At 44.5% G+C, this 25,003-nt stretch carries 20 protein-coding genes; 15 read left to right on the forward strand and 5 right to left on the reverse strand.

Translation table 11 applies throughout. From position 1 onward, the window contains the following. The first annotated feature begins 57 nt into the window (after positions 1 to 57). The 11 genes from WS40_RS02680 to WS40_RS02730 all read left to right on the forward strand — a co-directional run bounded on the left by WS40_RS02680 (position 58) and on the right by WS40_RS02730 (position 14,723). Positions 58 to 528 carry a GNAT family N-acetyltransferase gene (locus tag WS40_RS02680; RefSeq protein ID WP_041337144.1) on the forward strand — a complete coding sequence of 157 codons (471 nt, stop codon included), beginning with the start codon at positions 58 to 60 and terminating at the stop codon, positions 526 to 528. Between the two features lie 22 nt (positions 529 to 550). Continuing rightward, a complete protein-coding gene (gene thiE, locus WS40_RS02685) occupies positions 551 to 1,192 on the forward strand; it encodes a thiamine phosphate synthase (protein WP_046439972.1) in 642 nt (213 codons plus the stop codon). 198 nt (positions 1,193 to 1,390) lie between these two features. Then, positions 1,391 to 2,809, forward strand: coding sequence for a pyruvate kinase (gene pyk / locus WS40_RS02690; protein WP_046439974.1), 1,419 nt, complete (start codon positions 1,391 to 1,393; stop codon positions 2,807 to 2,809). Positions 2,810 to 3,340: 531 nt separating this feature from the next. After that, on the forward strand, positions 3,341 to 5,419 hold the full coding sequence (gene pflB, locus WS40_RS02695; RefSeq protein ID WP_046439975.1) for a formate C-acetyltransferase: 2,079 nt from the start codon (positions 3,341 to 3,343) through the stop codon (positions 5,417 to 5,419). Next, the gene (locus tag WS40_RS02700; protein ID WP_022287417.1) at positions 5,409 to 5,636 is read left to right on the forward strand and encodes a hypothetical protein; all 228 of its coding nucleotides are present in this window, start codon (positions 5,409 to 5,411) and stop codon (positions 5,634 to 5,636) included. The genes pflB and WS40_RS02700 overlap by 11 nt, the downstream gene beginning before the upstream one ends. A 75-nt stretch (positions 5,637 to 5,711) precedes the next feature. Beyond that, positions 5,712 to 5,963, forward strand: a complete 252-nt coding sequence (gene grcA3 / locus WS40_RS02705; RefSeq protein ID WP_022287416.1) for an autonomous glycyl radical cofactor GrcA3 — start codon at positions 5,712 to 5,714, stop codon at positions 5,961 to 5,963. 256 nt (positions 5,964 to 6,219) lie between these two features. Further along, a complete protein-coding gene (gene pflA, locus WS40_RS02710; RefSeq protein WP_046439978.1) occupies positions 6,220 to 6,963 on the forward strand; it encodes a pyruvate formate-lyase-activating protein in 744 nt (247 codons plus the stop codon). A gap of 321 nt (positions 6,964 to 7,284) precedes the next feature. Further along, positions 7,285 to 7,782: a DUF2798 domain-containing protein gene (locus WS40_RS02715; RefSeq protein WP_046439981.1), complete on the forward strand. Its 498-nt coding sequence runs from the start codon at positions 7,285 to 7,287 to the stop codon at positions 7,780 to 7,782. A gap of 148 nt (positions 7,783 to 7,930) precedes the next feature. Further along, positions 7,931 to 9,010 carry a carbamoyl phosphate synthase small subunit gene (locus WS40_RS02720; protein WP_410063336.1) on the forward strand — a complete coding sequence of 360 codons (1,080 nt, stop codon included), beginning with the start codon at positions 7,931 to 7,933 and terminating at the stop codon, positions 9,008 to 9,010. A 321-nt stretch (positions 9,011 to 9,331) separates the two neighbouring features. After that, positions 9,332 to 13,387, forward strand: a complete 4,056-nt coding sequence (gene carB / locus WS40_RS02725) for a carbamoyl-phosphate synthase large subunit (protein WP_325208377.1) — start codon at positions 9,332 to 9,334, stop codon at positions 13,385 to 13,387. A 130-nt stretch (positions 13,388 to 13,517) separates the two neighbouring features. Continuing rightward, positions 13,518 to 14,723, forward strand: coding sequence for an LL-diaminopimelate aminotransferase (locus tag WS40_RS02730; RefSeq protein ID WP_046439983.1), 1,206 nt, complete (start codon positions 13,518 to 13,520; stop codon positions 14,721 to 14,723). 295 nt (positions 14,724 to 15,018) lie between these two features. Here the strand turns inward: WS40_RS02730 and WS40_RS02735 are convergent, their stop codons facing one another. The 3 genes from WS40_RS02735 to WS40_RS02745 form a co-directional block, all read right to left on the reverse strand. Continuing rightward, the gene (locus WS40_RS02735; RefSeq protein ID WP_051706839.1) at positions 15,019 to 15,837 is read right to left on the reverse strand and encodes an AraC family transcriptional regulator; all 819 of its coding nucleotides are present in this window, start codon (positions 15,835 to 15,837) and stop codon (positions 15,019 to 15,021) included. Between the two features lie 65 nt (positions 15,838 to 15,902). Continuing rightward, positions 15,903 to 16,259, reverse strand: a complete 357-nt coding sequence (gene spoVAE / locus WS40_RS02740; protein ID WP_022287409.1) for a stage V sporulation protein AE — start codon at positions 16,257 to 16,259, stop codon at positions 15,903 to 15,905. After that, complete coding sequence (locus WS40_RS02745) at positions 16,259 to 17,275, reverse strand: stage V sporulation protein AD (RefSeq protein WP_278945859.1); 1,017 nt, start codon at positions 17,273 to 17,275, stop codon at positions 16,259 to 16,261. The genes spoVAE and WS40_RS02745 overlap by 1 nt, the downstream gene beginning before the upstream one ends. A gap of 255 nt (positions 17,276 to 17,530) precedes the next feature. On the opposite strand from WS40_RS02745, the gene WS40_RS11315 reads away from it, so the two are divergent. After that, the gene (locus tag WS40_RS11315) at positions 17,531 to 18,784 is read left to right on the forward strand and encodes a DUF975 family protein (protein WP_325208378.1); all 1,254 of its coding nucleotides are present in this window, start codon (positions 17,531 to 17,533) and stop codon (positions 18,782 to 18,784) included. Beyond that, complete coding sequence (locus WS40_RS02755; RefSeq protein ID WP_117956458.1) at positions 18,784 to 19,533, forward strand: putative ABC transporter permease; 750 nt, start codon at positions 18,784 to 18,786, stop codon at positions 19,531 to 19,533. Before WS40_RS11315 ends, WS40_RS02755 begins: the two co-directional genes overlap by 1 nt. 180 nt (positions 19,534 to 19,713) lie before the next feature. Here the strand turns inward: WS40_RS02755 and WS40_RS02760 are convergent, their stop codons facing one another. Beyond that, complete coding sequence (locus WS40_RS02760) at positions 19,714 to 20,061, reverse strand: type II toxin-antitoxin system PemK/MazF family toxin (RefSeq protein ID WP_022287405.1); 348 nt, start codon at positions 20,059 to 20,061, stop codon at positions 19,714 to 19,716. A gap of 249 nt (positions 20,062 to 20,310) precedes the next feature. Here WS40_RS02760 and WS40_RS02765 point away from each other — a divergent pair, with 249 nt between their 5' ends. Then, positions 20,311 to 21,126, forward strand: a complete 816-nt coding sequence (locus WS40_RS02765) for an Mrp/NBP35 family ATP-binding protein (RefSeq protein ID WP_046439988.1) — start codon at positions 20,311 to 20,313, stop codon at positions 21,124 to 21,126. A gap of 647 nt (positions 21,127 to 21,773) precedes the next feature. On the opposite strand, the gene WS40_RS02770 is transcribed toward WS40_RS02765, so the two are convergent. Beyond that, positions 21,774 to 23,492, reverse strand: a complete 1,719-nt coding sequence (locus tag WS40_RS02770) for a phospho-sugar mutase (RefSeq protein WP_046439990.1) — start codon at positions 23,490 to 23,492, stop codon at positions 21,774 to 21,776. A 220-nt stretch (positions 23,493 to 23,712) separates the two neighbouring features. Between WS40_RS02770 and WS40_RS02775 the strand changes: the two genes are divergently transcribed. Next, on the forward strand, positions 23,713 to 24,921 hold the full coding sequence (locus WS40_RS02775) for a D-alanyl-D-alanine carboxypeptidase family protein (protein WP_138338688.1): 1,209 nt from the start codon (positions 23,713 to 23,715) through the stop codon (positions 24,919 to 24,921). Positions 24,922 to 25,003 lie beyond the last annotated feature (82 nt).

Here is a 25,003-nt window from a genome sequence, read left to right on the forward strand (position 1 = left end):
CAGCGTTCGTCCGTTTGCATTGCATATTATACTTTTTCATACAAAGGAGAATGAAAAATGACCGTAAGATTTGCTTGTGAAAAGGATATACCGCAAATGAACAGCTTGCTCTATCAGGTAGAGAGAGTTCATCAGCAGGGCAGACCTGACCTTTTTAAAGAGGGTGCGAAAAAGTATACTGATAACGAGCTTAAAGATATGCTCAAGGATAAAACCAAGCCTATATTTGCCGCAGTTGATGAAAATGATGTGATGAAGGGCTACGCTTTTTGTGTGTTTCAGGAGCATAAGGGCGACAATGTTCTCACGGATATAAAGACTTTGTATATCGACGATCTGTGCGTTGATGAAAATTGCAGAGGTCAGCATATCGGCTCGGTACTTTACGAGGCGGTGAAGAAATTCGCTAAGGAGCAGGGCTGTTATAATGTTACTCTCAACGTGTGGGAGTGTAATCCGTCGGCAAGAAAATTTTACGAAAAAGCAGGGCTGAAGCCATACAAGACAGGTATGGAAGTTATTTTATGATAAAAGATAAGAGGGTAAAAAAATGGACAAATCGAAAATTGACTACACGCTTTATCTCTGCACTGACCGTGGACTTATGTCCTGCGAAACTATCGAGCAGTCGGTAGAGGAGGGCGTAAGAGGCGGATGTACAGTTATCCAGCTAAGAGAAAAGGACTGCACTTCAAGAGAGTTCTATGAGCTTGCAGTCAGAGTAAAAAAGATAACGGACAAATACAATGTGCCGCTTATCATCAACGACAGACTTGATATTGCACAGGCTGTTGATTGTGCAGGCGTTCATCTGGGACAGAGCGATATGCCATGTGCAGTTGCAAGAAAAATCCTCGGTGAGGACAAGATAATAGGTATTTCTGCGGCAACTCTTGAAGAAGCTAAAAAAGCACAGGCAGACGGTGCAGACTACCTTGGCGTTGGTGCAATGTATGCCACCAACACAAAGACAGACGCAAGAGCTGTCACAAAGGAACAACTTGTAGAAATAAGAGCCGCTGTGGATATCCCTATCGTAATAATAGGCGGAGTTAATCAAAAAACTGTGCCGAACTTTAAGGGCATGGGTATTGACGGCGTTGCGGTAGTTTCTGCGGTGGTTTCTCAGCCTGATATTGAAAAGGCGGCAAAGGATCTTCGTGAGCTTTGCGAGGATTGCTTCGGAAGATAAGATGTTGAACGGGCGGTTATTAAGACCGTCCGTTTTTTGTTTTGAAAAATGTATGATTTTGTTTTTCGATTTTACACAAATTATACATTGTGCTATTGACGATTAAGTCAAAATCGGTTATAATAAATGAAAAAGCTTTGTTTTTTTGGATTAAAACGCTAATGCGTTGAAATAGTAATGTATGTTAGGAGAGTAAAAATGAAAAAAACTAAGATCGTATGTACTATCGGACCTTCCACAGATGACGAAAACATTATGCGTGAGCTTATGAAAAACGGCATGGACGTTGCGAGATTCAATTTCTCACACTCTGACCACAGTGTTCATAAGGCTCGTTTTGAAACTGTATGCAAGCTAAGGGAAGAACTTGGCGTTAATATTGCAACTCTTCTTGATACAAAAGGACCTGAGGTAAGACTTAAAAACTTTAAGGATCACAAGCCTGTTACTATCAAGGACGGCGATACGTTCACACTTACCACAAGAGAAGTGGAGGGTGATGAAACTATCTGCTCTATCACATTTCCACAGCTTCCAAAGGACGTTTCTGTAGGCACTAGAATACTTATCAATGACGGAAATATCGAGCTGAAAGCACTGAGAGTTGACAACACTGATATCGTCTGCGAAGTAATTCACGGCGGCGTTGTTTCTGACCACAAGGGTATAAACGTACCTGATGTGAACCTTTCTATGCCTTACATTTCTGATGCTGATATGGCTGACCTTGAATTTGGCGCAAAAATGGGATTTGACTATATCGCAGCTTCATTCGTAAGAACAGGCGCTGACGTTATTTATCTTAGAAAATTTACTCAGAGCCTTGGCTGGTTCAATCCTAGAATTATCGCTAAGATAGAAAACGCTCAGGGTGTTGCCAATATCGACGAGATCCTTGACGCTGCTGACGGAATAATGGTAGCAAGAGGAGATATGGGCGTTGAGATACCTTTCGAGCAGATACCTGCTATCCAGAAAGAGCTTATCAGAAAAGCCTACAACGCAGGCAAGAACGTTATCACAGCAACTCAGATGCTGGAGTCTATGATAACAAACGCACGTCCTACAAGAGCCGAGATAACCGACGTTGCAAACGCTATTTATGACGGCTCGTCTGCTATAATGCTTTCAGGGGAAACTGCCGCAGGTAAATATCCTGTTGAGGCTGTCAAGACCATGAGCCTTATCGCAGAAACGACCGAAAAGGATATCGACTATATCTCACGTTTCAAGAAAAGAGCAGACGAGAGAAATTCATCTATCACTGACGCTATCTCACACGCTACTGTTACAACTGCCCATGACCTTAATGCTGTAGCAATCCTGACAGTAACAAAGGGCGGAACAACAGCAAGAACGCTTTCAAAATTCCGTCCGAACTGTCCTATAATCGCACTTACAACTGACGATACAACATATCATCAGCTCAGCCTTTCATGGGGTATCAGAGCAGGCGTTATCGAAGAGAAAACAAACACTGACGAACTCATCAGACACGCTCTGGAGCGTTCTGTGGAGCTTGGCTATCTGAAGAAGGGCGACCTTGTCGTTATTACAGCAGGAGTACCGCTTGGAATGAGCGGAACGACAAATCTGCTCAAAGTCGAGAGAGCGTAGTTTTTATGTGAGGAGTGAGGAATGGCAGTGCCATACCGAGCAAATCACCAACACAAAGTAAAAGCACCCACGAGCGAAGATAGCAAAAGGTACAGGGGCACGCCCCTGGTCAGGGTCAAGGGGTGAAACCCATTGTGGGTACAGGGCAAAGCCCTGTCGGAGCTTGAGGCAGAGCCTCTATAGGTGCAAGCCTACTAAGCGGTGCAGAAAAGCAACAGAAGAATTGCAAAAATATCAATTACAAAGCGGTGTGGGAGCGGAATGCTCTGCACCGCTTTTGTAGCAAAAAAATGTTTGAGCTTTTTGTAGGCGATCACTTTTTTATTCAAATAATTTTCCGTGAATTGGGTAACCAATTCTAACATATGAAAGAAGTATGGCGTAAGAGTAATATTTCTGAATGTGACTTGACTTTGATTTTGAAGTATGTTATTATTTTAACATACGAGCGGTAGTATTATTAATAGGTATGCAATACAGAATATTGAGGTAATATGTGCTGCCCGAAATCTTATGTCAGGAGAGTATAAAATGGAAAGACAGTTTTATGACGAATGGGAAGGCTTTAAGCCCGGCAGATGGTCAAACACTTCTATCAATCTTCGTGATTTTATCCAGAAGAACTTCACACCATATGACGGTGACGACAGCTTCCTTACAGGCCCTACAGAAGCAACTACTAAGCTCTGGGAACAGGTAATGGAGCTTTCAAAGAAGGAGAGAGAAGCCGGCGGTGTTCTCGATATGGACACTAAGATCGTTTCTACTATCACCTCACACGGCCCTGGTTACCTTAACAAGGATCTTGAAAAGATCGTTGGTTTCCAGACTGACAAGCCTTTCAAGCGTTCTCTTCAGCCTTTCGGCGGTATCAGAATGGCTATGAATGCTTGCGAGCAGAACGGCTACACAGTTGATCCTGAAGTTGTAAAGATCTTTACTGAATATAGAAAAACTCACAATCAGGGCGTTTTTGACGCTTACACACCTGAGATGAAGCTTGCCAGACACGCTGCTATCATCACAGGTCTTCCAGACGCTTACGGCAGAGGAAGAATCATAGGCGACTACAGAAGAGTTGCTCTTTATGGTATAGACTATCTCGTTGAGGACAAGAAGGATCAGCTTGCTACCTCACTGGTAAGAATGACTTCTAAGAACATCAGACTCAGAGAAGAGCTTTCAGAGCAGATCAGAGCCCTTGGCGAACTCAAGAAGCTTGGCGAGATCTACGGCTACGATATCTCACGTCCTGCTAAGAACGCTAAGGAAGCTATCCAGTGGCTGTACTTCGGCTACCTTGCTGCTGTTAAGGAGCAGAACGGTGCTGCTATGTCACTTGGCAGAACTTCTACATTTATCGACATATACATCAAGAGAGATATGGACAGAGGTATCCTCACAGAGCAGGAGGCTCAGGAGCTTATCGACCACTTCATCATGAAGCTCAGACTTGTTAAGTTCGCTAGAACACCTGAGTATAACTCACTGTTCTCAGGCGACCCAACTTGGGTAACAGAGTCTATCGGCGGCGTTTCTATCGACGGTGTTCCAATGGTAACAAAGACTTCATTCAGATATCTCCACACACTTGAGAACCTTGGCCCTGCACCAGAGCCGAACATGACAGTTCTGTGGAGCACAAAGCTTCCTTCAAACTTCAAGAAGTTCTGTGCTAAGACTTCTATCAAGACTTCTGCTATCCAGTACGAGAACGACGACCTTATGAGAGTTACACACGGTGACGACTACGCTATCGCTTGCTGCGTATCTTCAATGAGGATCGGTAAGGAAATGCAGTTCTTCGGTGCAAGAGCTAACCTTGCTAAGTGCTTGCTTTATGCTATCAACGGCGGTGTTGACGAAAGACTTAAGATACAGGTTGGTCCTAAGTATCGTCCAGTTACAGGCGATTACCTCGATTATGATGATGTAATGGCTAAGTATGACGATATGATGGAGTGGCTGGCTGGTCTGTATGTAAATACACTGAACGTTATCCACTATATGCACGATAAGTATTCTTATGAGAGAGTTCAGATGGCTCTTCATGACAGAGATGTTAAGAGATACTTCGCTACTGGTATCGCAGGTCTGTCAGTTGTTGCTGACTCACTTTCTGCTATCAAGTACGCTAAGGTAAAGTGCATCAGAGATGAGGACGGAATCGTAACTGACTACGAAGTTGAGGGCGATTTCCCTAAGTATGGTAACAACGACGAGAGAGTTGACAAGATCGCAGTTGACCTCGTTAGAACATTTATGGACAAGATCAGAAAGCACCACACATACAGAGATGGTGTTCCTACAATGTCTATCCTTACTATCACATCTAACGTTGTTTATGGTAAGAAGACTGGTTCTACACCTGACGGAAGAAAGATCGGTGTGCCTCTTGCTCCTGGTGCTAACCCAATGCACGGCAGAGATACTCACGGCGCTTCTGCTTCACTTTCTTCAGTTGCTAAGCTGCCATTCAGACACGCTCAGGACGGTATCTCAAACACATTCTCTATCATTCCTGACGCTCTTGGCAAGGACGACAAGGTATTCATGGGCGACCTTGATATTGAAAGCATAGCTAAGGAGCTTAACGAAGATGGGGTTTAATGTTAAAAAGGACGAGGACGAGGCTCAGGTAAACGAGCTTGTTGACGTCATTGACAGACTTATGATGGGCGGTCAGGGTCATCTTACGATAGACATTGACGAAACTGAAGAAGGTCTGAACGTTAAAACTTACAGCACTTCCGATTGTGGCGGTGACGGCAAGACGGCTTGCTGTCAGCCTACAGAAGAGGACGCTGTTGACAGAGATGAAGATTAACTCCCTATTTTAGAAAACGGCGGAGGTTCGTTCTCCGCTTGTTTTCCATAAATACTAAGAAAGGAATGTAATACTATGGCAAACTTTGAACCAACAGAGGCACAGGTAGACAACCTTATCGGACTTCTTGACGGATATGCTGAAAAAGGCGGTCATCACCTTAATGTAAATGTACTTAACAGAGAAACTCTTCTGGACGCTCAGGCTCACCCTGAGAAGTATCCACAGCTCACTATCAGAGTTTCAGGCTATGCTGTAAACTTCGTAAAGCTTACTAAGGAGCAGCAGGACGACGTTATTTCAAGAACGTTCCACAAGAGCCTTTAATTTGAGCTTTGCCGCATAGAATGAGTTTCTTTGCGGATAATATGCACACGGGCGGTCGGCGTCGTCTTACATGGAACATCTTGTTTTATGTGGATGAGAGCTGCCGCTCGTTTGTTACTTTTTGTGGATAGGTGTGCGGTGATATAAATTTGTGAGCGAGCAGAAACGGGACGTCGAGGGCGCCGTCCCCTACAGAATGGTTTGTGCAGGCTGAACGGGCGTGCGTTTATGTGAAATAAAAAAGGAGGGATATCCCATGGAGGGATTTATACATTCTACGGAAAGCTTTGGTACGGTGGACGGACCGGGGATAAGGTTTGTTATTTTCTTTCAGGGCTGTCCTATGCGGTGTCTTTACTGCCACAATCCTGATACTTGGAAGATAGGCACTGGTACAAAGAGGACGGTTGAAAGTCTGCTGGCGGAATATGACTCGGTAAAAGAGTTCATGAAAAACGGCGGCATTACCTGCACGGGCGGCGAGCCTTTGGTACAGATAGACTTTGTGACGGAGCTTTTTGAAAAGGCTAAGGAAAAGGAGATACACACTTGTCTTGACAGCTCGGGCATCACTTTTACGCCTGACAGCACGGAAAAGTTTGAAAGGCTTTGCAAATGCACTGACCTTGTTATGCTGGATATCAAGCATATTGACCGTGAGAAACACAAAAAGCTTACGGGACACTACAATGACAACATTCTTGCGTTTGCGAAGTTTTTGTCGGAGCATGGTGTGCCTATATGGATACGTCATGTTGTTGTGCCGGGTATCACGGACAAGGAAGAATACCTTTTCAGGCTGGGCGAGTTTATCTCACAGCTCAAGACTTTGAAAGCGCTTGACGTTCTGCCTTACCACACTATGGGCAAGGTAAAGTATGAGCAGCTCGGTATAGATTATCCTCTTGGTGACACGCCGCCTCTTGACAAGGAGGACGCTGTTAAGGCGAGAGATGTTATCATGAGAGGGCTTAAAGCGGCGTTGAAAAAGAGAAAATAGGCTTTGCATAAGCCGTAAAAGCGGGCGAACGCTGTTCGCCCCTACAGATTATATTGGGTCATTTTAATACGGGCAGGCTTTGGTCTGCCTGTTTTTTTGTGTAAAAGTATATATTTTTCTCGACAAGTTTTTGAAAATATTCTGCATATTTGGATAATTGACGGCAGGCTTAAAATATGGTAAAATGAATGAGTAAGGAATACAGCAATAGAATATTGTTAGGACAGGTTTATATTGGAAACGCACATTCTCTGAATGATAACGAACAACACAGCGTCTGCGAAAGGGCTGTAGGTTTGATATCATAAGGAGGATTTTTTTATGCCAAAGAATTTGTTTCAGGAGATAGTTTTTACGGTGCTGATGGTGTTTGTGATGGTATACGCCATGATATGCTACAACATTGCACTCAACATGGGCGGAATGTCAAATGCCGTATTTCTCAAGGCTTTTCATGAGCTTGTGATAATGGCTCCGATAGCCTTTGTTCTTGACTTTTTTGCTGTGGGAAAGATAGCAAAGAAAAAGGCTTTCAGCATTGTTGATGTGAGAAAGGATAATCCTTTTCATCTTGTGCTTGCCATATCTGTTATCTCTGTTATTTTTATGTGCCCGCTCATGAGCCTTGCGGCTACGCTGCTTTTTAAGGACGCAGGCAGAGAAGTTATTGCGGTATGGTTAGAAACAACGGCTATGAACTTTCCTATGGCTCTTTGCTGGCAGCTTTTCTATGCAGGTCCTATAGTGAGGTTTGTCTTCGGACTTATTTTCAGAGAACGTGAACAGAAAAGCGGGGCTGTATCTGCAGCTGCGGAATAAGGTTTTTACGAGTGGACTTCAGTCTGCTCGTTTTTTATTTTACACTGAAAAATAAAAACTAAAAAAAGTGTTAAAAGCCTTTACAAAGGCAGGCGGTTGTGTTATAATAGTAATCGTAAAAATTTGCGTGAAAAAGGAGGAGCTTATAGTGCAGAAGGCGTATCTGATTTTGGAGAACGGTACTATTTTCGAGGGTAAAAGTTTCGGCGCAGCTGGCGAAGCTATTGGCGAAATTGTTTTTACTACGGCCATGACAGGCTATCTCGAAACACTTACTGACCCTAGTTACTACGGACAGATAGTTGTTCAGACATTTCCGTTAATTGGTAACTATGGTGTTATTCCTGAGGATTTTGAAAGTGAATGTCCTCATGTTAAAGCTTATATTGTTAGAGATTGGTGTCAAGAGCCTAGCAACTTCCGTTGTGAGGGTGATCTTGACACTTTTTTAAAGCAGCATAACATCGTTGGTCTTTACGGTATCGACACTCGTCAGCTCACAAAAATAGTTCGTGAGTCGGGTGTTATGAACGGAAAGATCGTTCCTGAGGGTTCAAGCTTCGGACTGACAGATCTGAAGAACTACACGATAGTTGAGGCTGTAAAGAACACGACCTGCTCGGAGGAGAAAACATTCGAGCCTGAGGGAGAGGTCAAGAGAAAGGTAGTGCTTTACGATTTTGGCGCAAAGCACAACATTGGAAGAGAGCTTGTTAAGAGAGGCTGCGAGGTAACTGTTGTTCCTGCATACACAAAGGCAGAGAGGATAAAGGAGCTTGCACCTGACGGCATAATGCTTTCAAATGGACCTGGAGATCCTGCGGAGAATGTGGAGATAATCGAGGAGCTTAAAAAGCTTTCTGAGATGAAGATACCTACTTTCGGAATTTGTTTGGGTCATCAGCTTTTGGCGCTTGCACATGGTGCGATGACACACAAGCTGAAGTATGGTCACAGAGGTGCGAACCAGCCTGCTGAGAACACTGAAACAGGCAGAGTTTACATAACATCACAGAACCATGGATATGCAGTAGAGAACGATTCGCTCCCTGAGGGTGAAGCAAAGGTGCTTTATGTAAATGCCAATGACGGCACTTGTGAGGGTATCAGATATCTCAACGAGCCTGCATTTTCTGTACAGTTCCACCCAGAGGCTTGTGGTGGTCCGCATGATACTGACTTCTTGTTTGATGAGTTTATTGAGCTCATTGATGAGAATAAGAAATAAGCTCTGATTTTTTGAAGTATAGAAATTATTGATCTCAGTTTCTGCAACAGTAGGGGCGAACAGTGTTCGCCCGTGGCTGACGGAATGTGTTTGATATGACTATTGTAGTGTTCATTATTCGAGCGGCTTTTATATGGGGCGGTCGTGATAGTGAACGGGCGAACGCTGTTCGCCCCTACATTATGTTTTACTGAGGTCGTTAAGCTTTAACACAGAGGGCTGCTGGGTGCGGTTTTCGAGAGTGTGAGAAGGGATAACTCCTCACTCCTCACTCCTCACTTTCAGCGTTTCCCTAAACTTTTCAGAAAGGATTGAATTTAAGTGCCTTTAAATAAAGATATAAAACGAGTTCTCGTTATCGGCTCGGGTCCTATCGTTATAGGTCAGGCTGCAGAGTTTGACTATGCAGGTACACAGGCTTGCCGTGCGCTCAAGCAGGAGGGTCTGGAGGTTATTCTTATAAACTCTAACCCTGCTACTATCATGACGGACAATGCTATGGCTGACAAGATATACATTGAGCCGCTTACTCTTGAAACTGTTAAGAGAGTTATCAAAAAAGAACGTCCTGACAGCCTGCTTTCTACCCTTGGCGGTCAGACGGGTCTTACGCTTTCTATGCAGCTTGCTAAGGAGGGATTCCTTGACAAGTATAATGTTAAGCTTCTTGGTGCTAACCCTGAAACTATCGACAAGGCTGAGGACAGACAGATGTTCAAGGACACTATGGAGTCTATCGGTCAGCCATGTATCCCGTCTAAGGTCGTTAATACTGTTGAGGACGCTGTAGACTTCGCTAATCAGCCTGGTATCGGTTATCCTCTTATCATCAGACCTGCTTTTACCCTTGGCGGTACTGGCGGAGGAATCGTTAATGATGAAGAAGAACTGAAAGAGATCACAAGGAATGGTCTTTATCTTTCACCTATCACTCAGGTGCTTGTTGAGAAATGTATCGCAGGCTGGAAAGAGATCGAGTTCGAGGTAATGAGAGACGCTAAGGGCAACGTTATCACTGTTTGCTCAATGGAGAACTTTGACCCTGTTGGTGTTCACACAGGCGACTCTATCGTTATCGCTCCTGCTGTTACGCTGGCCGATAAGGAATATCAGATGCTCCGTTCCGCAGCTTTGAAGATAATCGATACTCTTAAAGTAGAGGGTGGCTGCAACTGTCAGTTCGCTCTTAACCCTGACAGCTTCGAGTATGCTGTTATCGAGGTAAACCCTAGAGTTTCACGTTCTTCCGCACTTGCTTCTAAGGCGACAGGTTATCCTATCGCTAAGGTTGCAGCTCAGATAGCTATCGGATATACTCTTGACGAGATAAAGAATGCTGTAACAGGCAAGACTTATGCTTGCTTTGAGCCTGCACTGGACTATGTTGTTGTTAAGCTCCCTAAGTGGCCTTTCGACAAGTTCGTTTATGCTAAGCGTGAGCTTGGCACACAGATGAAGGCTACAGGTGAAGTTATGGCTATCGGCTCAACTTTTGAGCAGGCTATAATGAAGGCTGTAAGAGGTGCTGAGATAGGTCATGACTGCCTTATCTCACCTAAGATGCTTGACCTTGATGACAAAACTATCCATGACAGACTTTCTGACTGCACAGACGAAAGACTTTTCGTTGTATACGAGGCTCTCAGACGTGGCGTTTCTGTTGATGAGATACACAGCATCACTAAGATAGACGAGTGGTTCCTCTACAAGCTCTGCAAGCTTATAGACATGGAAAAGACGCTCAAGAATGACTTCAACGAGGAAACTTATCTTGAAGCTAAGAAGATAGGCTATACTGATAAGGTCATCGAGAAGATAACCGGCAAGAAGATAGAAAAGCCTGTTCATGCTGTATTTAAAATGGTTGATACTTGTGCGGCTGAGTTTGCGGCTATGACACCTTACTTCTACTCAACATATGACAACGAGGACGAGGCAAGCGAGTTCATTGCAAACAGGGGTCATGACAGAAAGACTGTTATAGTATTCGGTTCAGGTCCTATCAGAATAGGTCAGGGTATCGAGTTCGACTATGCGTCAGTTCACTGCGTATGGGCTTTGAAAGAAAAGGGCTATGACGTTGTTATCGTAAACAACAACCCTGAGACAGTTTCAACTGACTTTGATACTGCTGACAGACTTTATTTCGAGCCTCTTACTGACGAGGACGTTATGAACATCATCAGAGTTGAAAAGCCTGTTGGAGTTGTTGTGGCATTCGGCGGACAGACTGCTATCAAGCTCACAAAGCATATGGCTGAACATGGTGTAAACATTCTGGGTACTCCTCCTGACGCTATCGACGCTGCTGAGGACAGAGAGAGATTTGACGAACTGCTTGAACAGCTTAAGATAAAAAGACCGCAGGGCTTCACTGTTATGACTTGTGACGAGGCTCTTGAAGTTGCAAATAAGATACATTATCCTGTTCTTATGAGACCTTCTTACGTTCTCGGCGGACAGAACATGATAATCGCATTCAACGATGATGATATCAAGGAATACATGGCTATCATTCTCGACCAGGGAATAGAGAACCCTGTACTTATAGACAAGTATCTTATGGGTACTGAGCTTGAGATAGACGCTATCTGTGACGGCGAGGATATCCTTATCCCTGGTATCATGGAGCATATCGAGAGGACAGGTATCCACTCAGGCGACTCTATTGCGGTTTATCCTGCATGGAACGTTTCTGACAGCTTGATAAACAGAATTATTGAGTGTTCAAAGAAACTTGCTATCGCACTTAACACAAAGGGTCTTGTAAACATTCAGTATATTGCATACCATGACGAGATATATGTTATCGAGGTAAACCCACGTTCTTCAAGAACTATCCCTTACATTTCTAAGGTAACGGGCGTTCCTATGGTAGACCTTGCAACTAAGTGTATGCTTGGCGAGAAGCTGAAAGACATGGGCTACGGCACTGGTCTTTACAGAAATTCACCATATGTTGCCGTTAAAGTTCCTGTATTCTCATTCGAGAAGCTTATCGGCGTTGACAACCACCTTGGACCTGAGATGAAGTCAACAGGTGAGGTACTTGCAGTTTCTAATTCTCTTGAAGAGTCACTGTATAAGGGCCTTACTGCTGCTGGCTACAAGCTTGGCAAGAAGGGCGGAGTATTCATCACTGTCAGAGATTCTGACAAGGGCGAGATACCACAGACGGCTAAGATGTTCGCTGATCTTGGATTTAAGATATACGCTACAAACGGCACTGCTAAGGTGCTTCACGAGCATGGCATTGACGCTGAGGTAGTTGCTAAGATACACGAGAACGAGGACAACAACACTCTTACACTTATCGAGAGCGGAAAGATAGCTTATGTTATCTCAACTTCTTCAAAGGGCAGGATACCTACAAGAGATTCTGTTAAGATAAGAAGAAAGACAGTTGAGTGGAACATTCCTTGTCTGACTTCTATCGACACCGCAAACGCTATTGCGGCATCTATCAGAAGTAAATACACTGAGTCAACTACTGAGATAGTTGATATCAACAACATGAGAACTGAAAAGCAGACATTTGAGTTCACAAAGATGCAGGGCTGCGGCAATGACTACATCTACTTCAACTGCTTTGACCAGAGAATAGACAATCCTGAGGGTCTGGCACTCAGTCTGTCTGACAGACACTTCGGTATCGGCGGCGACGGTGTTATCCTTATCTGCCGTTCAAAGGTCGCAGACGCTAAGATGAGAATGTTCAATCTTGACGGTTCTGAGGGTAAGATGTGCGGAAACGGTATCAGATGCGTTGCTAAGTTCATGAGAGATAACGGCATTGTTGACAAGGACGAAATGACTATCGAAACACTTTCGGGTATCATGACAGTTTCACTTATCCGTCACTACAGTGAGGTAAGCGGTGCTACTGTAAACATGGGCAAGGCTATTCTTGCTCCTCACCTTGTTCCTGTTGAACTTGAGCCTGACGAGAACGGCAGGGTAGTTGACAGAAAGGTGAACATTGCAGGAAATGACTACAACATCACCTGCGTTTCAATGGGCAACCCACACGCTGTTGTATTCATGAACAATGTTGATATCCTTGACATTGACAAGGTAGGTCCTGAGTTCGAGCATGACAAGATATTCCCTGAGAGAGTGAACGCTGAGTTCATCAAGGTGATCGACGACCACACACTCAAGATGAGAGTATGGGAGAGAGGCTCCGGCGAAACTTGGGCTTGCGGCACCGGTGCTTGTGCAGCAGCAGTTGCGGCTGTTCTTAACGGATTCTGCAAAAAGGACGAGGAAATATCTGTTATACTTAAGGGAGGCACTCTTAAGATAAGATACACAGACGAGGCTGTATATCTTACAGGCGACGCTGTAACAGTATTCTCAGGTCACATCGTAATGTAAATTTCGCAGCGGACACTGCGTTAAAAAAGCGGCAGCCGCAGAGCGTTTTGAATGTGCTTTGCGGCTGTGTGCGTTTTATAAGTTTGACCCGTGAAACTTCGGGTCGCAAAAATGAAAAGGAGTTGGAATTATGCCAAGTATAAACGAAAATTTCCTCAAGCTGGAAAAGAACTATCTTTTTATAAACATTGCCAAGAAGGTAAAGGCCTTCACTGAGTCTCACCCTGAGGCTGACATTATCAGAATGGGTATCGGCGACGTTACTCAGCCTATCGCAAAGTGCGTTGTTGAGGCGATGAAAAAGGGCGCTGACGAAATGGGCGTCAAGGAAACATTCAAGGGCTATGAGGACAGCGGTGCAGGATATGACTTCCTGAAAGAGGCTGTTGCAGGCTACTACAAGAGCTTCGGTGTTGACATTCCTGCTGACGACATCAGGATAAATGACGGTGCAAAGTCTGACTGCGGAAACATTGTTGACATTTTCGGTGACGACAATGTAGTGCTTATCACTGACCCTGCATATCCTGTATATGTTGACACAAACCTTATGAACGGCAGAAAGGTAATTTATGCTGATTCAAACGAGGAGAACAACTTTGCGGCTATGCCTGACGAGAACGTAAAGTGCGACATTATTTATCTTTGCTCACCTAACAATCCGACAGGTTCTGTTTACACTAAGGAGCAGCTTAGAGTTTGGATAGACTATGCAAAGAAGAACAACGCTATCATCATTTACGATTCTGCATACGAGGCATTCATTACAGAAAAGGACGTACCAAGAAGTATTTTTGCTGTTGAGGGTGCAAAGGAATGTGCTATCGAGATGTGTTCACTTTCAAAGACAGCAGGTTTCACAGGTATGAGATGTGGATATACAGTTATCCCACACGAGCTTGTTGTTAAGGCATCTGACGGCAGTGAAGTATCTATCGCTCAGCTTTGGGGCAGACGTGAAGGCTCAAAGTTCAACGGTGTATCATATCCTGTTCAGTGTGCTGCTGCGGCTGTATTCACTGAGGAGGGTCAGAAACAGACAAGAGCAAACATTGAATACTATCAGAACAACGCAAAGGTAATGGCTTCCACACTTGACGAGCTTGGTATCAAGTACACAGGCGGCAAGAACTCGCCATACATTTGGCTGAAATGCCCTAACAACATGGGTTCATGGGAGTTCTTTGATTATCTTCTTGAGAATGCAAATGTTGTTGGCACACCTGGCGCAGGTTTTGGCAAGAACGGCGAGGGCTGGTTCAGACTGACTGCGTTCGGCGACAAGGACAGAACTGTTGAGGCTATGGAGAGAATAAAGAAGCTGCTTTCTAAGTAGTGAGGAGTTAGGAGTGAGGAATTATTCTTGCTTTTACTCTGATATTCTCGGATAGGTTTTATATGATCTTAAAAGGGCGGTTTTGACCGCTCTTTTTTTTGTTTGCAAATTCTACCGCCGCAAAATCGCCTCGCTCTTTGCGGGGTGGGGTTGTAAAATGAGATAGTAAAAGCGGTGCAGATTTTTTACTCCGACACCGCTTTGTTATTTGCTTTAGTTTGTGTTTCTTCTACTTGGTAGTGGCTCTTTGCTAGGTTTGGCTATGCCATTCCTCACTCCTCACTTCTCACTTTGCCTACACCTTTATTCTCCGATACTCTCCCGGAGTCATATTTTCATACCGTTTGAATACCACGGAGAAATAAGATCCGTCCTGAAAGCCCGTTTCATCTGATATCTCACCTATGGTCTTGTTGGAATACACAAGCAGATCCTTTGCGTGCTGTACCCTTACTTGCGCAAGATACTCCATAGGTCTGAGCTGAAAATTTTTCTTGAAAAGTCTGCATAAGTGCTGCTCGGATACTCCTGCGATTTTTGCAAGCTCGTTAAGCTTTATTTGCTCCGGATAATGCTCTTCAATATACTGCAATACGTCTGCCAAGGCAACAGATTGTGCGGTATAAAATGACGAAAGCCTGTTATCAGCTATTTTACGATATTCTATAAGAAAGTCGTAAAGCTGTGCTGAAGCGTAATGATTGCCATAAAGCTTATCACTTTTCAGAGTATAATAGATGCGTGTTATGATACGGCGTAATCTGTCCATATCTACCCCTTGAATGGCGGTGAACTTATTAAGCTTCCACTGCTCCAAGAGGGGAATGACCTGTGAGCCGGAAAAGGCTATCCAATCCAGATACCACGCATCGCTTAGCGCATGATACTCATGAGGACAGAATGGGGGGATATAGAAAACAGTATCGGGCGGTATTTTTGTGGTTTCTCCGTTTATTATGACCTCGCCCTCCCCTGAGCGTGACAAAAATATTTGTGGGTACTCGTAGCCATCTGCACGTTTTATTGGAAACTGCCAGCTTTCAAGTCCCAGACCTACCACATAAAAGGGCAGGTTTTTTTCGTCGCCTATGACGGGATATATCTGTTTGTACATTATTCTGCACCCCCAATTTACATATCTTTATAATACCACTGGGTTTGGGGTTTGTCAAGATAAAACTATTCTTTTGCTGAGCTTTTAAAGAAAAGCGAAAAGATAAAGGCGAATGTCATGGCTGCAGTTATACCTGCGGCGGAGGCGGTAAGTCCCCCTGTGAAAATGCCTAGGAAGCCTATTTTATCTATCTGTTCACGGACACCGTTATAGAGAAGATAGCCGAAGCCCGTGAGAGGGACAGTTGCGCCACAGCCTGCGAGGTCTATAAGTGGCTTATAAAGTCCCAGCGCACCCAGAAGCACGCCGCCTGTGACGTATGCCACCAGTATTCGTGCGGGGGTCAGTTTTGTGAAGTCCATAAGCACCTGTCCTATGGCACAAAAAAGACCTCCTATAAGAAAAGCCCATAGATAGTCCATTAGTTTGCTCCTTTCATATCTTTTTCCCCTGACAGCCACACGAGATGTGAGATAGAGGGGATAGATTCCCCTTGCTGATTTACTGTTGGTGACATTAGCGCACCCGTGGCAGCAAAGAGGATATTTTTTATTTCACCTGCACGGAGCTTCGGGAGAAAATAGCCGCACAGAACGCTTCCTGCACAGCCACAGCCGCTTCCCCCTGCGTGGATATCCTGCTCGTCAAAGTCATAGAGCATCATGCCGCAATCTTTATGATTGTCACGGATATTTATATTTTCACGCCCGAAAAGCTCACAGAGAATACGGCTTCCAACTTTGCCAAGGTCGCCTGTGACAATATAATCGAAGTCGGAGGGGGTCATGCCTGTGTCGGTGAAAAATGTGCTTATGGTGGAAAAGGCTGCAGGTGCCATGGCTGCACCCATGTTGTTGGCATCGCTCACGCCCCAGTCAACTATTTTTCCGATAGTACAGCCCCTGATGTAGGGGGGCTTGTCCGAGGGGGCAACCACCAATGAGCCTGAGGCTGTGGCTGTCCACTGAGATGTGGGAGTGCGCTGTCCACCGTAGTTGAGGGGAAAGCGGTACTGTCTTTCAGCGGTGCAGAAGTGGGAAGATGTGACCGCCATTGCTTTTTTTGCGAGGTCGTTGTCAACGAAAAGAGAGGCGAGGAGAAGTCCCTCAGCCATGGTGGAGCAGGCTCCGTAAATGCCGAGAAAGGGCATTTCAAAGGCTCTTACGCCATAGGTAGTGCCGACACACTGATTTAGCAGGTCACCGCCGAAAAGCACGTCTATATCCTCGGGGGAGAGGGCGGCTTTATCCAAAGCGTGAAGCACTGCCTGCTTTTGAAGCTGACTTTCGCCCTTTTCAAAGCTATCTGTGGATAAATAGGGATCGTCATTTATTTTGTCAAAGTAGTCGCCCAAAGGTCCTTCGTTTTCTTTCTTGCCGCCTATGGCTGCGAAAGAGATGACAGAGGGTGAGGTTTTCATAAGCTTAGTGGCTTTCATTTTATCACTCCTATTGATGAATATCGTCATTTGATGTTATTTTCTACATTGCAGATGAAAATATGCAAAAAAAGTTTGGCGTTTTAAACGTAAACTTAAAACTATCTTAAAATAAGCTTGTTTTGATCTCAAAATCGTTGACATATTCACAAAAAAAAGATATAATTAAATAGTCGATTTATTGTTGATTATGTAGTGTTTTGTTAAGTGGTATGTGTGAAGGGAGGATATGTCCCGTCGGGGGCATAGTTTTAGATGAAGAAAAATGAAGATAAGCCGGTGGTCATAAAGCTTGACCGAAAAAAAATAAAGCAGTCGGCTAAAGGCAGGGTGAAGCGAAACTATATCGCCTGCATAGCAGTGTGCTTCATAATGGTATTTATTGCAGGAGAATATGGCTCGACCACGCAGAATGTGTCAAGCTATGATAATTCTCACGTTGCTGATCTTAAATATGACGCCGAAGATAAGGAAGAGATCATTGAGGATATGGTTAAAAATGAACTTACGGCAGAACAGGTCAGTGACAAGTGGCAGATAGATAATCCTGACACTGTAAAAAAGTGGTTGGATGCTTATAAAAAATACGGAGTTGACGGGCTAAATTCAAAGGAAGTCACGTTCTTTGGTTCATCAAACGACACTTCTAATCTGGAAGCACTGGCGGACGCTTTTTCTTTTAGCCGAAATGCAAAGGAAAAGGCACAGACCTATCTTAATGACAGGCTCAATAATTTTACAGCCTCTGCTTCGGTTTATTTTGACAGTGCAACAAGCTCTAATTCCTATCAGTTTTCGTTGCTTACTGCCATAATGAATGTTTTAGGAAAAAAATCCACATGGGATACTATAGTTTCATTCGTGTATTTTGTTTTCCAGTTGATGTTCACCATATTCATAGTGAATGTGCTTTGGGTATGTGAGAGAAGATTTTTCCTTGAAAATCACACATACAAGAAAACTAAGATAGGCAGACTAGGCTTTCTTTTCCGCGAGAGAACGCTTCACCCCGCAAGGACTATGTTTGTAACTAGCATATATCAGACCTTATGGGCGTTTACTATCGTGGGATATCCTATAAAACATTATGCCTATTCAATGGTACCGTTCATATGTGCGGAAAACCCTAACATCAAGACGAGAAAGGCAATAAAGCTTTCTATTGCCATGACTAGGGGATACAAGTGGCAGCTTTTCAAGGTGGATCTTTCTATGATAGGCTGGACACTGCTTTCGAGCATATCGTTCGGTGCGGTGGGAGTATTCTGGTCTAACCCATACACAACTGCGATAGACGCAGAGGTGTATTTACAGCTAAGGCGTGAGGCTATCAAGAACAAGATAGAGGGCTATGAGGAGCTTAATGACAAGCTGCTTGACCTTGACCTTCTGGAAGAGCTTATGGCTGAGGAAGCTGCACAAAAGGGTGAAAATCCTGACATTGTTAGAAGCATACCGATATGCACGATAAAAGTGCCTGAAAATAATGAGAATGGGGGCGGTGAATAATGGAGAGAACGCTGACGCTTGACGATCTGCGGGAATTTGAGCAATACCCAGGTCTTGCGGTAGACAGAAAGGCGCATTTCAGCCGATTTGCCAACAAGACTATAGTTCACCGTGACTATCACAGAAACTATACACTCATGACGTATATACTGCTGTTTTTCATATTCGCATTTATAGGCTGGATATGGGAAGTGGGCATACACATCGTTGAGGACGGAGTTTTCGTCAATCGAGGAACCATGTTTGGCCCGTGGCTTCCTATATATGGCTTTGGCGGTGTGTGCGGAATCATATTGCTGAAGAGGTTTATAGACCATCATGTGGCGACTTTTTTCCTTGTTGTGGGGTTATGCTCGGTGGTCGAATATGCAACGAGCTGGTATCTTGAAACGTTCAAGCACATGAAATATTGGGATTACACGGGATATTTCTGCAACATCAATGGCAGGATATGTCTTGAGGGAGCGTTGATATTTGGCTTTGCAGGCTGTGCAGGAATATACATCATGGCACCGTTTTTTGATGATCTTTTGAAGAAGATACCATTCAAGGCAAGGTTTGCGGCGTGTGTGATACTTGTTGTATTATTCTGTTGTGACGCTGTTTACTCAAAGGCTAATCCTAATCAGGGCAAGGGCATAACTGATTATGCGGCTTACAATCTGCCTTTTCACAGGGTCGTGGTTAGTGAGGAGCTAGGAGTTAGGAGTGAGGAATTATTATTGCTACACTCTGATATTCTCGGATAGGTTTGATATGATTTTTAGAAGGGCGGTTTTTGACCGTCCCTACGGATTTTTTGGGGATAGAAAAGCGGTGCAGAGTTTTCACTCCGACACCGCTTTATCTTTTGTTCTTTATTTAGTGCTTGTGATTTACTCGGTTTGGCTATGCCATTCCTCAGTCCTCACTCCTCATTCCTCATTTAATTAGAGTTTTAATCCAAAGCTTATTGATAATGCCGAATTTACTGCGGACATGGAGCTTACGTCAAGTGTTCCCATTTTCTCCTTTAGCCTTTTCTTGTCCAATGTACGGATCTGTTCCAACAATACCACGGAATCTTTCGCTAGTCCGCAGGTGCCGCCGCCAACTTCTATATGTGTCGGCAGTTTCGCTTTATCAAGGCGGCTCGTTATTGCCGCTGCTATCACTGTGGGTGAATGCTTATTGCCTATGTCATTTTGTACTATCAGCACCGGTCGCATACCGCCTTGCTCTGAGCCTACCACTGGGCTGAGATCTGCATAATATATATCGCCCCTGTGTACAGTCACTTGTAAACACTCCTATTCTATGGGCTTTCGCCTTGATTTGCAGGCTTTTGCTCCTGCTTGTTCCTATTATTGCCTTATTATCGGGGTATTATACCAAAGTATCTATTTTGTTACAAGGTGCAGGGCTGTTTTATTTTATGCGGCAGCAGTGCTTTGGGTGAAAAGTCAGTATTGGTTGACTTTTCACGGTCAAAGTGATATACTTAACATAGTAAATAAAGGCGTAAATGCCTTGAAAGGAATGATTCTATGAGCGAAGGCTGCACACATGATTGCGAAAACTGTGCTTCAAAATGCTCTGATAAAAAGAGCTTGAAAGAGGAGCTTAATGCTGCGAGTTCTGTGAAAAAGGTATATGCAGTAATGAGTGGAAAGGGTGGCGTAGGCAAGTCTTTGGTGACAAGTATGCTTGCAGTAACGGCACAAAGACGTGGTTTTAAGACCGCTGTGCTGGACGCTGATATAACAGGCCCGTCTATACCGACAGCGTTTAATATCCACGAGAGAGCTAATACCAATATGTATGGCATTATCCCTGCGGTGAGCAAGACTGGTATCGAGATAATGAGCCTTAATCTGCTTCTTGAAAATGAAACTGACCCTGTTGTATGGCGTGGCCCTGTTATCGCAGGTGCAGTGAAGCAGTTTTGGACAGATGTGGCATGGAACGACGTTGACGTGATGTTTATAGATATGCCACCTGGAACAGGCGACGTGCCACTGACAGTTTTTCAATCCATTAAGGTTGACGGCATAGTTATCGTCACTTCGCCACAGGAATTGGTTTCCATGATAGTCGAGAAAGCGGTGCATATGGCGGATATGATGAAAGTACCGGTGCTTGGAATAGTGGAGAATATGTCATATTTTGAGTGTCCTGATTGTGGAAAGAAGCACAATATCTATGGTGAGAGCCATGTGGACGAAGCGGCAGTGAAGTTTGGTATCGACGCTGTGGCGAAAATGCCTATAGATCCGAAGTTTGCGAAAGCTTGCGATAACGGTGAGATAGAAGAAGTCGAGGGCGGCTGGCTGGATACGATCGCGGATAAACTTCTCGGTTAAAGTGAGGAGTGAGGAGTGAGGAATGGCATAGCCAAACCGAGTAAATCACAAGCATAAAGTAAAAGTCAACACCGAGCGAAGCGAGCAAAAGGTCCAGGGGCACGCCCCTGGTCAGGGTCAAGGGGTGAAACCCATTGTGGGTACAGGGCAAAGCCCTGTCGGAGTTTGAGGCAGAGCCTCAATAGGCGTAAGCCTACAAAAGCGGTGCAGAAAAGCAATAGAAGAAAAACAAACTAAAAGCAAAATCAAAGCGGTGTCGGAGCACAAAACTCTGCACCGCTTTTTCCATCCCATAGCACAACGTAAAATCCGCAAAGAGCGGAGCGATTTTGCGGCACGGCGAATTTGTCTGAACAAGATGTAGGGGCTGGCGCCCTCGACAGCCCGTTTCGGAGCGGTAAGGTTTGATTATTCATGAATTTGTGTAGACGTGCCGTGTGCGGAAATGTTGTGCCATACAGTGTTTTGAAAAAATATGCCGAACGTTGTGCGGATAACGTAGAATTGGACAGGCAAACGAGAAGCGGGACGTCGAGGGCGCCGTCCCCTACATGGTTTGTGAAATGCAAAGCATTGTGTGGATATCGCAAAAAAAGCAGGCAAGTCAAAAAAACTGACTCGCCTGCTTTCGCTATATTCAGTAATTATTAGAAACCAAGAATGCCCTTGAAATCTTCAATAAGCTTTTCTTCCTGTGCTTCTGCATCAGCTCTTGTGTCGCCGATAGTTGTGTAGTATGCCTTGATCTTTGGCTCTGTGCCGGAAGGTCTGATTATTACACTTGCGCCCTGCTCAAGCTTGAATGCGATAACATCTGACTTTGGAAGTGTAAGAACTGTCTTTGCACCTGTTTCAAGATTTGTTTCCTCAGATGCAAGATAATCTGCTATGTCTACTACCTTGAGTCCGCCAATAGCCTTAGGTGGATTAGCTCTCAGATCTGTCATGATCTCCTTCATTCTCTCCATTCCGCTTGCACCCTCGCACTGGAATGACTTCTGGCTGTGGAGATAGTTGCCGTACTTCTTGTACATATCTTCTCTTGCCTGAAGCAGTGAGATGCCCTTTGTTCTGTAGAATGCTGCCATTTCACAAATGAGCATTGAGCCTACTACTGCGTCCTTATCTCTTACATATGAGCCTGCAAGATAACCGTAGCTCTCTTCAAATCCGAAGATATATCTGTCGTCCTGTCCCTCTTTCTCAAGGAAACCAATCTGCTCGCCGATAAACTTGAAGCCTGTGAGAACTTCTCTAAGCTCTACATTGTATTCTGCTGCTATCTTCTTGCATATGTCTGTTGTTACGATAGTCTTAACAGCTACAGGGTTCTTTGGCATTGTGCCAAGAGCTGTTCTTTCCTGACAAATATATTTGAGGAGCATTGCGCCTACTTCGTTTCCGCTGAACAGAACATAGTTGCCCTCTGGGTCAGGTACTGCGATACCAACTCTGTCACAGTCTGGGTCTGTTGCAAGAAGAAGATCAGGCTTTACTGTCTTGCAAAGCTCAAGTCCCTTTGCAAGGGCTTCCTTTATCTCAGGGTTAGGGAACGGGCAGGTAGGGAAGTTTCCGTCAGGATTTTCCTGCTCAGGTACTACTGTTACTTCCTTTATGCCTATCTTCTTAAGGATAGCTCTTACAGGCTTGTTTCCTGTGCCGTTAAGAGGTGTGTATACAACCTTGAGTCCGCTGTCTGCTACGAGGTCAGTATGTACGCCCTGCTGTGCTACCTTGTCAAGATACTTGTCGATAACTTCCTGCTTGATGTATTCGATCTTGCCTGACTTGATACCGTCCTCAAAGTCGATCACCTTTGCACCGCCGAACATCTCAACTGCGTTGATCTTGCCAATAACTGTGTTTGCAACATCGAGTGTGATCTGACAGCCGTCCTCGCCGTAAACCTTGTAACCATTGTACTTTGCAGGATTGTGTGATGCAGTTATAACGATACCTGCCTGACATTTAAGCTCTCTTACAGCCCAGGAAAGCATTGGAGTCGGCATAAGCTCTGAATAGATGTATACCTTTATGCCGTTTGCAGCCAGAACCGCAGCAGCTTCCTTTGCGAACTTGTCAGACTTGATACGGCTGTCATATGCGATAGCTACGCTGCCGTTTTCAAATGCGCCGTTTACATAGTCTGCAAGACCCTGTGTTGCACGTCTGATAGTGTAAACATTAAGTCTGTATGCGCCTGCACCGATAACTCCTCTGAGTCCGCCTGTGCCAAATTCAAGATCTCTGTAAAATCTGTCCTGGATCGCAGCCTCGTCGCCCTCGATAGATTTGAGTTCTGTCTGGAGATCAGGATCGTCAACAGCCTTTTCACACCAAAGCTTGTAAAGTTCCATTTCTGTCATTGTTAAATCACCTCATATAAATATTTCGCTTATAAAATACACATTTCTATAGAATACATTATAGCACACTCCCATATTTATTTCAAGAGTTGTAACAGTTATTTAACAAATTCCTGCAACTATTTACAAATGAGTTTTCGGAAACTTTTCGGGGCATAATGCTAATTTCGGGACAGGGTGAATATAAATATAAAAATAGTATATGTGAGAGGTGGAAAATGTGAAAATATTAAGGAAAATATGCTCGGCAGTGTTATGTGCGGCGGTGGCAGTGTTTATGGTGTGTTCGCTGGCGGAGGGGAAAGAAAAAGCAGGTGCACTGTCAGCGGAGGACTTTGTGCCTGCGGACACTGTGGCGGTGAGCGATATCATAGAGGGGCTTACGGCTAGGTCTGCAGTGGTGACGGAGATGACCACAGGCAGGGTGCTTTTTGAGAAAGAGCCGCAGGAGCAGTGTGAGTGCGGTCATTATGCGAAACTCATGGTGCTTTTGCTTACAGCAGAAAAGATAGACAGCGGTGAGCTTTCCATGAGCGACACGTCAGTGGTGTCGGAGTATGCCAACTCTCAGCAGGGAAGCCAGATATGGCTTGACAAGGGAGAGAAGATATCTGTGGAGGAGCTTATAAAATCAGTGTCTGCAGGCAATGCAAACGACGGCTGTGCAGCGCTTGCGGAAAAGGTGGCAGGTTCGGCAGACAAGGCGGTGGAGCTTATGAACAGCCGTGCGAAAATGCTTGGCATGAATGGTACTATTTACACTAATTGTACCGGCATGGGAGAGGGCAATGTTACAACAGCGAAGGACACGGCTTTGCTTTGTTCGGAACTTGCAAAATACAAAAATCTCACTCCTTACCTTACCTGCTGGCTCGACACTGTGAGAGACGGCAAGGCGGAGCTTGTAAATCTTAATAGGCTTGTGCGTACTTACAAGGGCGTAACAGGCATGAAAGCGTGGGGAAGTGAAAAGGCAGGGAGCTGTATTGCGGCAACGGCTGAAAAAGGGGATATGTCAGTATGCGTAGTGCTTAACGGCTGCGATTCGCAGGAGGATATGAATGCTGAGGCGAAAAAACTTCTGAACTTGGCGTTCGATACATATGAGATATACACCCCTGAACTTCCTGAGGATATGGTAAAGGAAACTGTGGTGTGCGGAGGAGAGGAACTTTCTGTGGAGCTTGCTCCCGAGGGGCTTTATCCTATAGTTATACCGAGGGGAACATATCGTATGGTGGAGTGCGATTTTACGGCAGAGGAGAAGCTTGACGCACCTGTGAAAAATGGCGAAACTGCGGGAGAAATAAGATACACCATGGGCGGCGAGGTGATATTAGAGGGAAAGATAGTCGCCTGCAAAGAGGTGAAGAAAATGAATTTTATCTGCGGCATAAAAAAGCTTGTGTACAATTTGCTGAGTATGTAATATTATATTTGTTTAAAATGTACAAAAGATGATTTCGCTTTATAAAACTCTTGAAATGTTCACAAAAATATAGTATAATTTA

The organism is Ruminococcus sp. N15.MGS-57, assembly GCF_000980385.1.
Taxonomy (GTDB): Bacteria; Bacillota; Clostridia; order Oscillospirales; family Ruminococcaceae; genus Hominimerdicola; species Hominimerdicola aceti.

Coding starts and splice junctions, on each gene's coding strand:
- WS40_RS02700 (WP_022287417.1), top strand. CDS start 5,409: ATGGGGTTTAATGTTAAAAAGGACGAGGACGAGGCTCAGGTAAACGAG.
- WS40_RS02745 (WP_278945859.1), bottom strand. CDS start 17,275: ATGAAAGCCACTAAGCTTATGAAAACCTCACCCTCTGTCATCTCTTTC.
- thiE (WP_046439972.1), top strand. CDS start 551: ATGGACAAATCGAAAATTGACTACACGCTTTATCTCTGCACTGACCGT.
- WS40_RS02715 (WP_046439981.1), top strand. CDS start 7,285: ATGCCAAAGAATTTGTTTCAGGAGATAGTTTTTACGGTGCTGATGGTG.
- WS40_RS02755 (WP_117956458.1), top strand. CDS start 18,784: ATGGAGAGAACGCTGACGCTTGACGATCTGCGGGAATTTGAGCAATAC.
- WS40_RS02765 (WP_046439988.1), top strand. CDS start 20,311: ATGAGCGAAGGCTGCACACATGATTGCGAAAACTGTGCTTCAAAATGC.
- WS40_RS02770 (WP_046439990.1), bottom strand. CDS start 23,492: ATGACAGAAATGGAACTTTACAAGCTTTGGTGTGAAAAGGCTGTTGAC.
- WS40_RS11315 (WP_325208378.1), top strand. CDS start 17,531: ATGAAGAAAAATGAAGATAAGCCGGTGGTCATAAAGCTTGACCGAAAA.
- pflA (WP_046439978.1), top strand. CDS start 6,220: ATGGAGGGATTTATACATTCTACGGAAAGCTTTGGTACGGTGGACGGA.
- WS40_RS02730 (WP_046439983.1), top strand. CDS start 13,518: ATGCCAAGTATAAACGAAAATTTCCTCAAGCTGGAAAAGAACTATCTT.
- pflB (WP_046439975.1), top strand. CDS start 3,341: ATGGAAAGACAGTTTTATGACGAATGGGAAGGCTTTAAGCCCGGCAGA.
- spoVAE (WP_022287409.1), bottom strand. CDS start 16,259: ATGGACTATCTATGGGCTTTTCTTATAGGAGGTCTTTTTTGTGCCATA.
- WS40_RS02735 (WP_051706839.1), bottom strand. CDS start 15,837: ATGTACAAACAGATATATCCCGTCATAGGCGACGAAAAAAACCTGCCC.
- WS40_RS02680 (WP_041337144.1), top strand. CDS start 58: ATGACCGTAAGATTTGCTTGTGAAAAGGATATACCGCAAATGAACAGC.
- pyk (WP_046439974.1), top strand. CDS start 1,391: ATGAAAAAAACTAAGATCGTATGTACTATCGGACCTTCCACAGATGAC.
- grcA3 (WP_022287416.1), top strand. CDS start 5,712: ATGGCAAACTTTGAACCAACAGAGGCACAGGTAGACAACCTTATCGGA.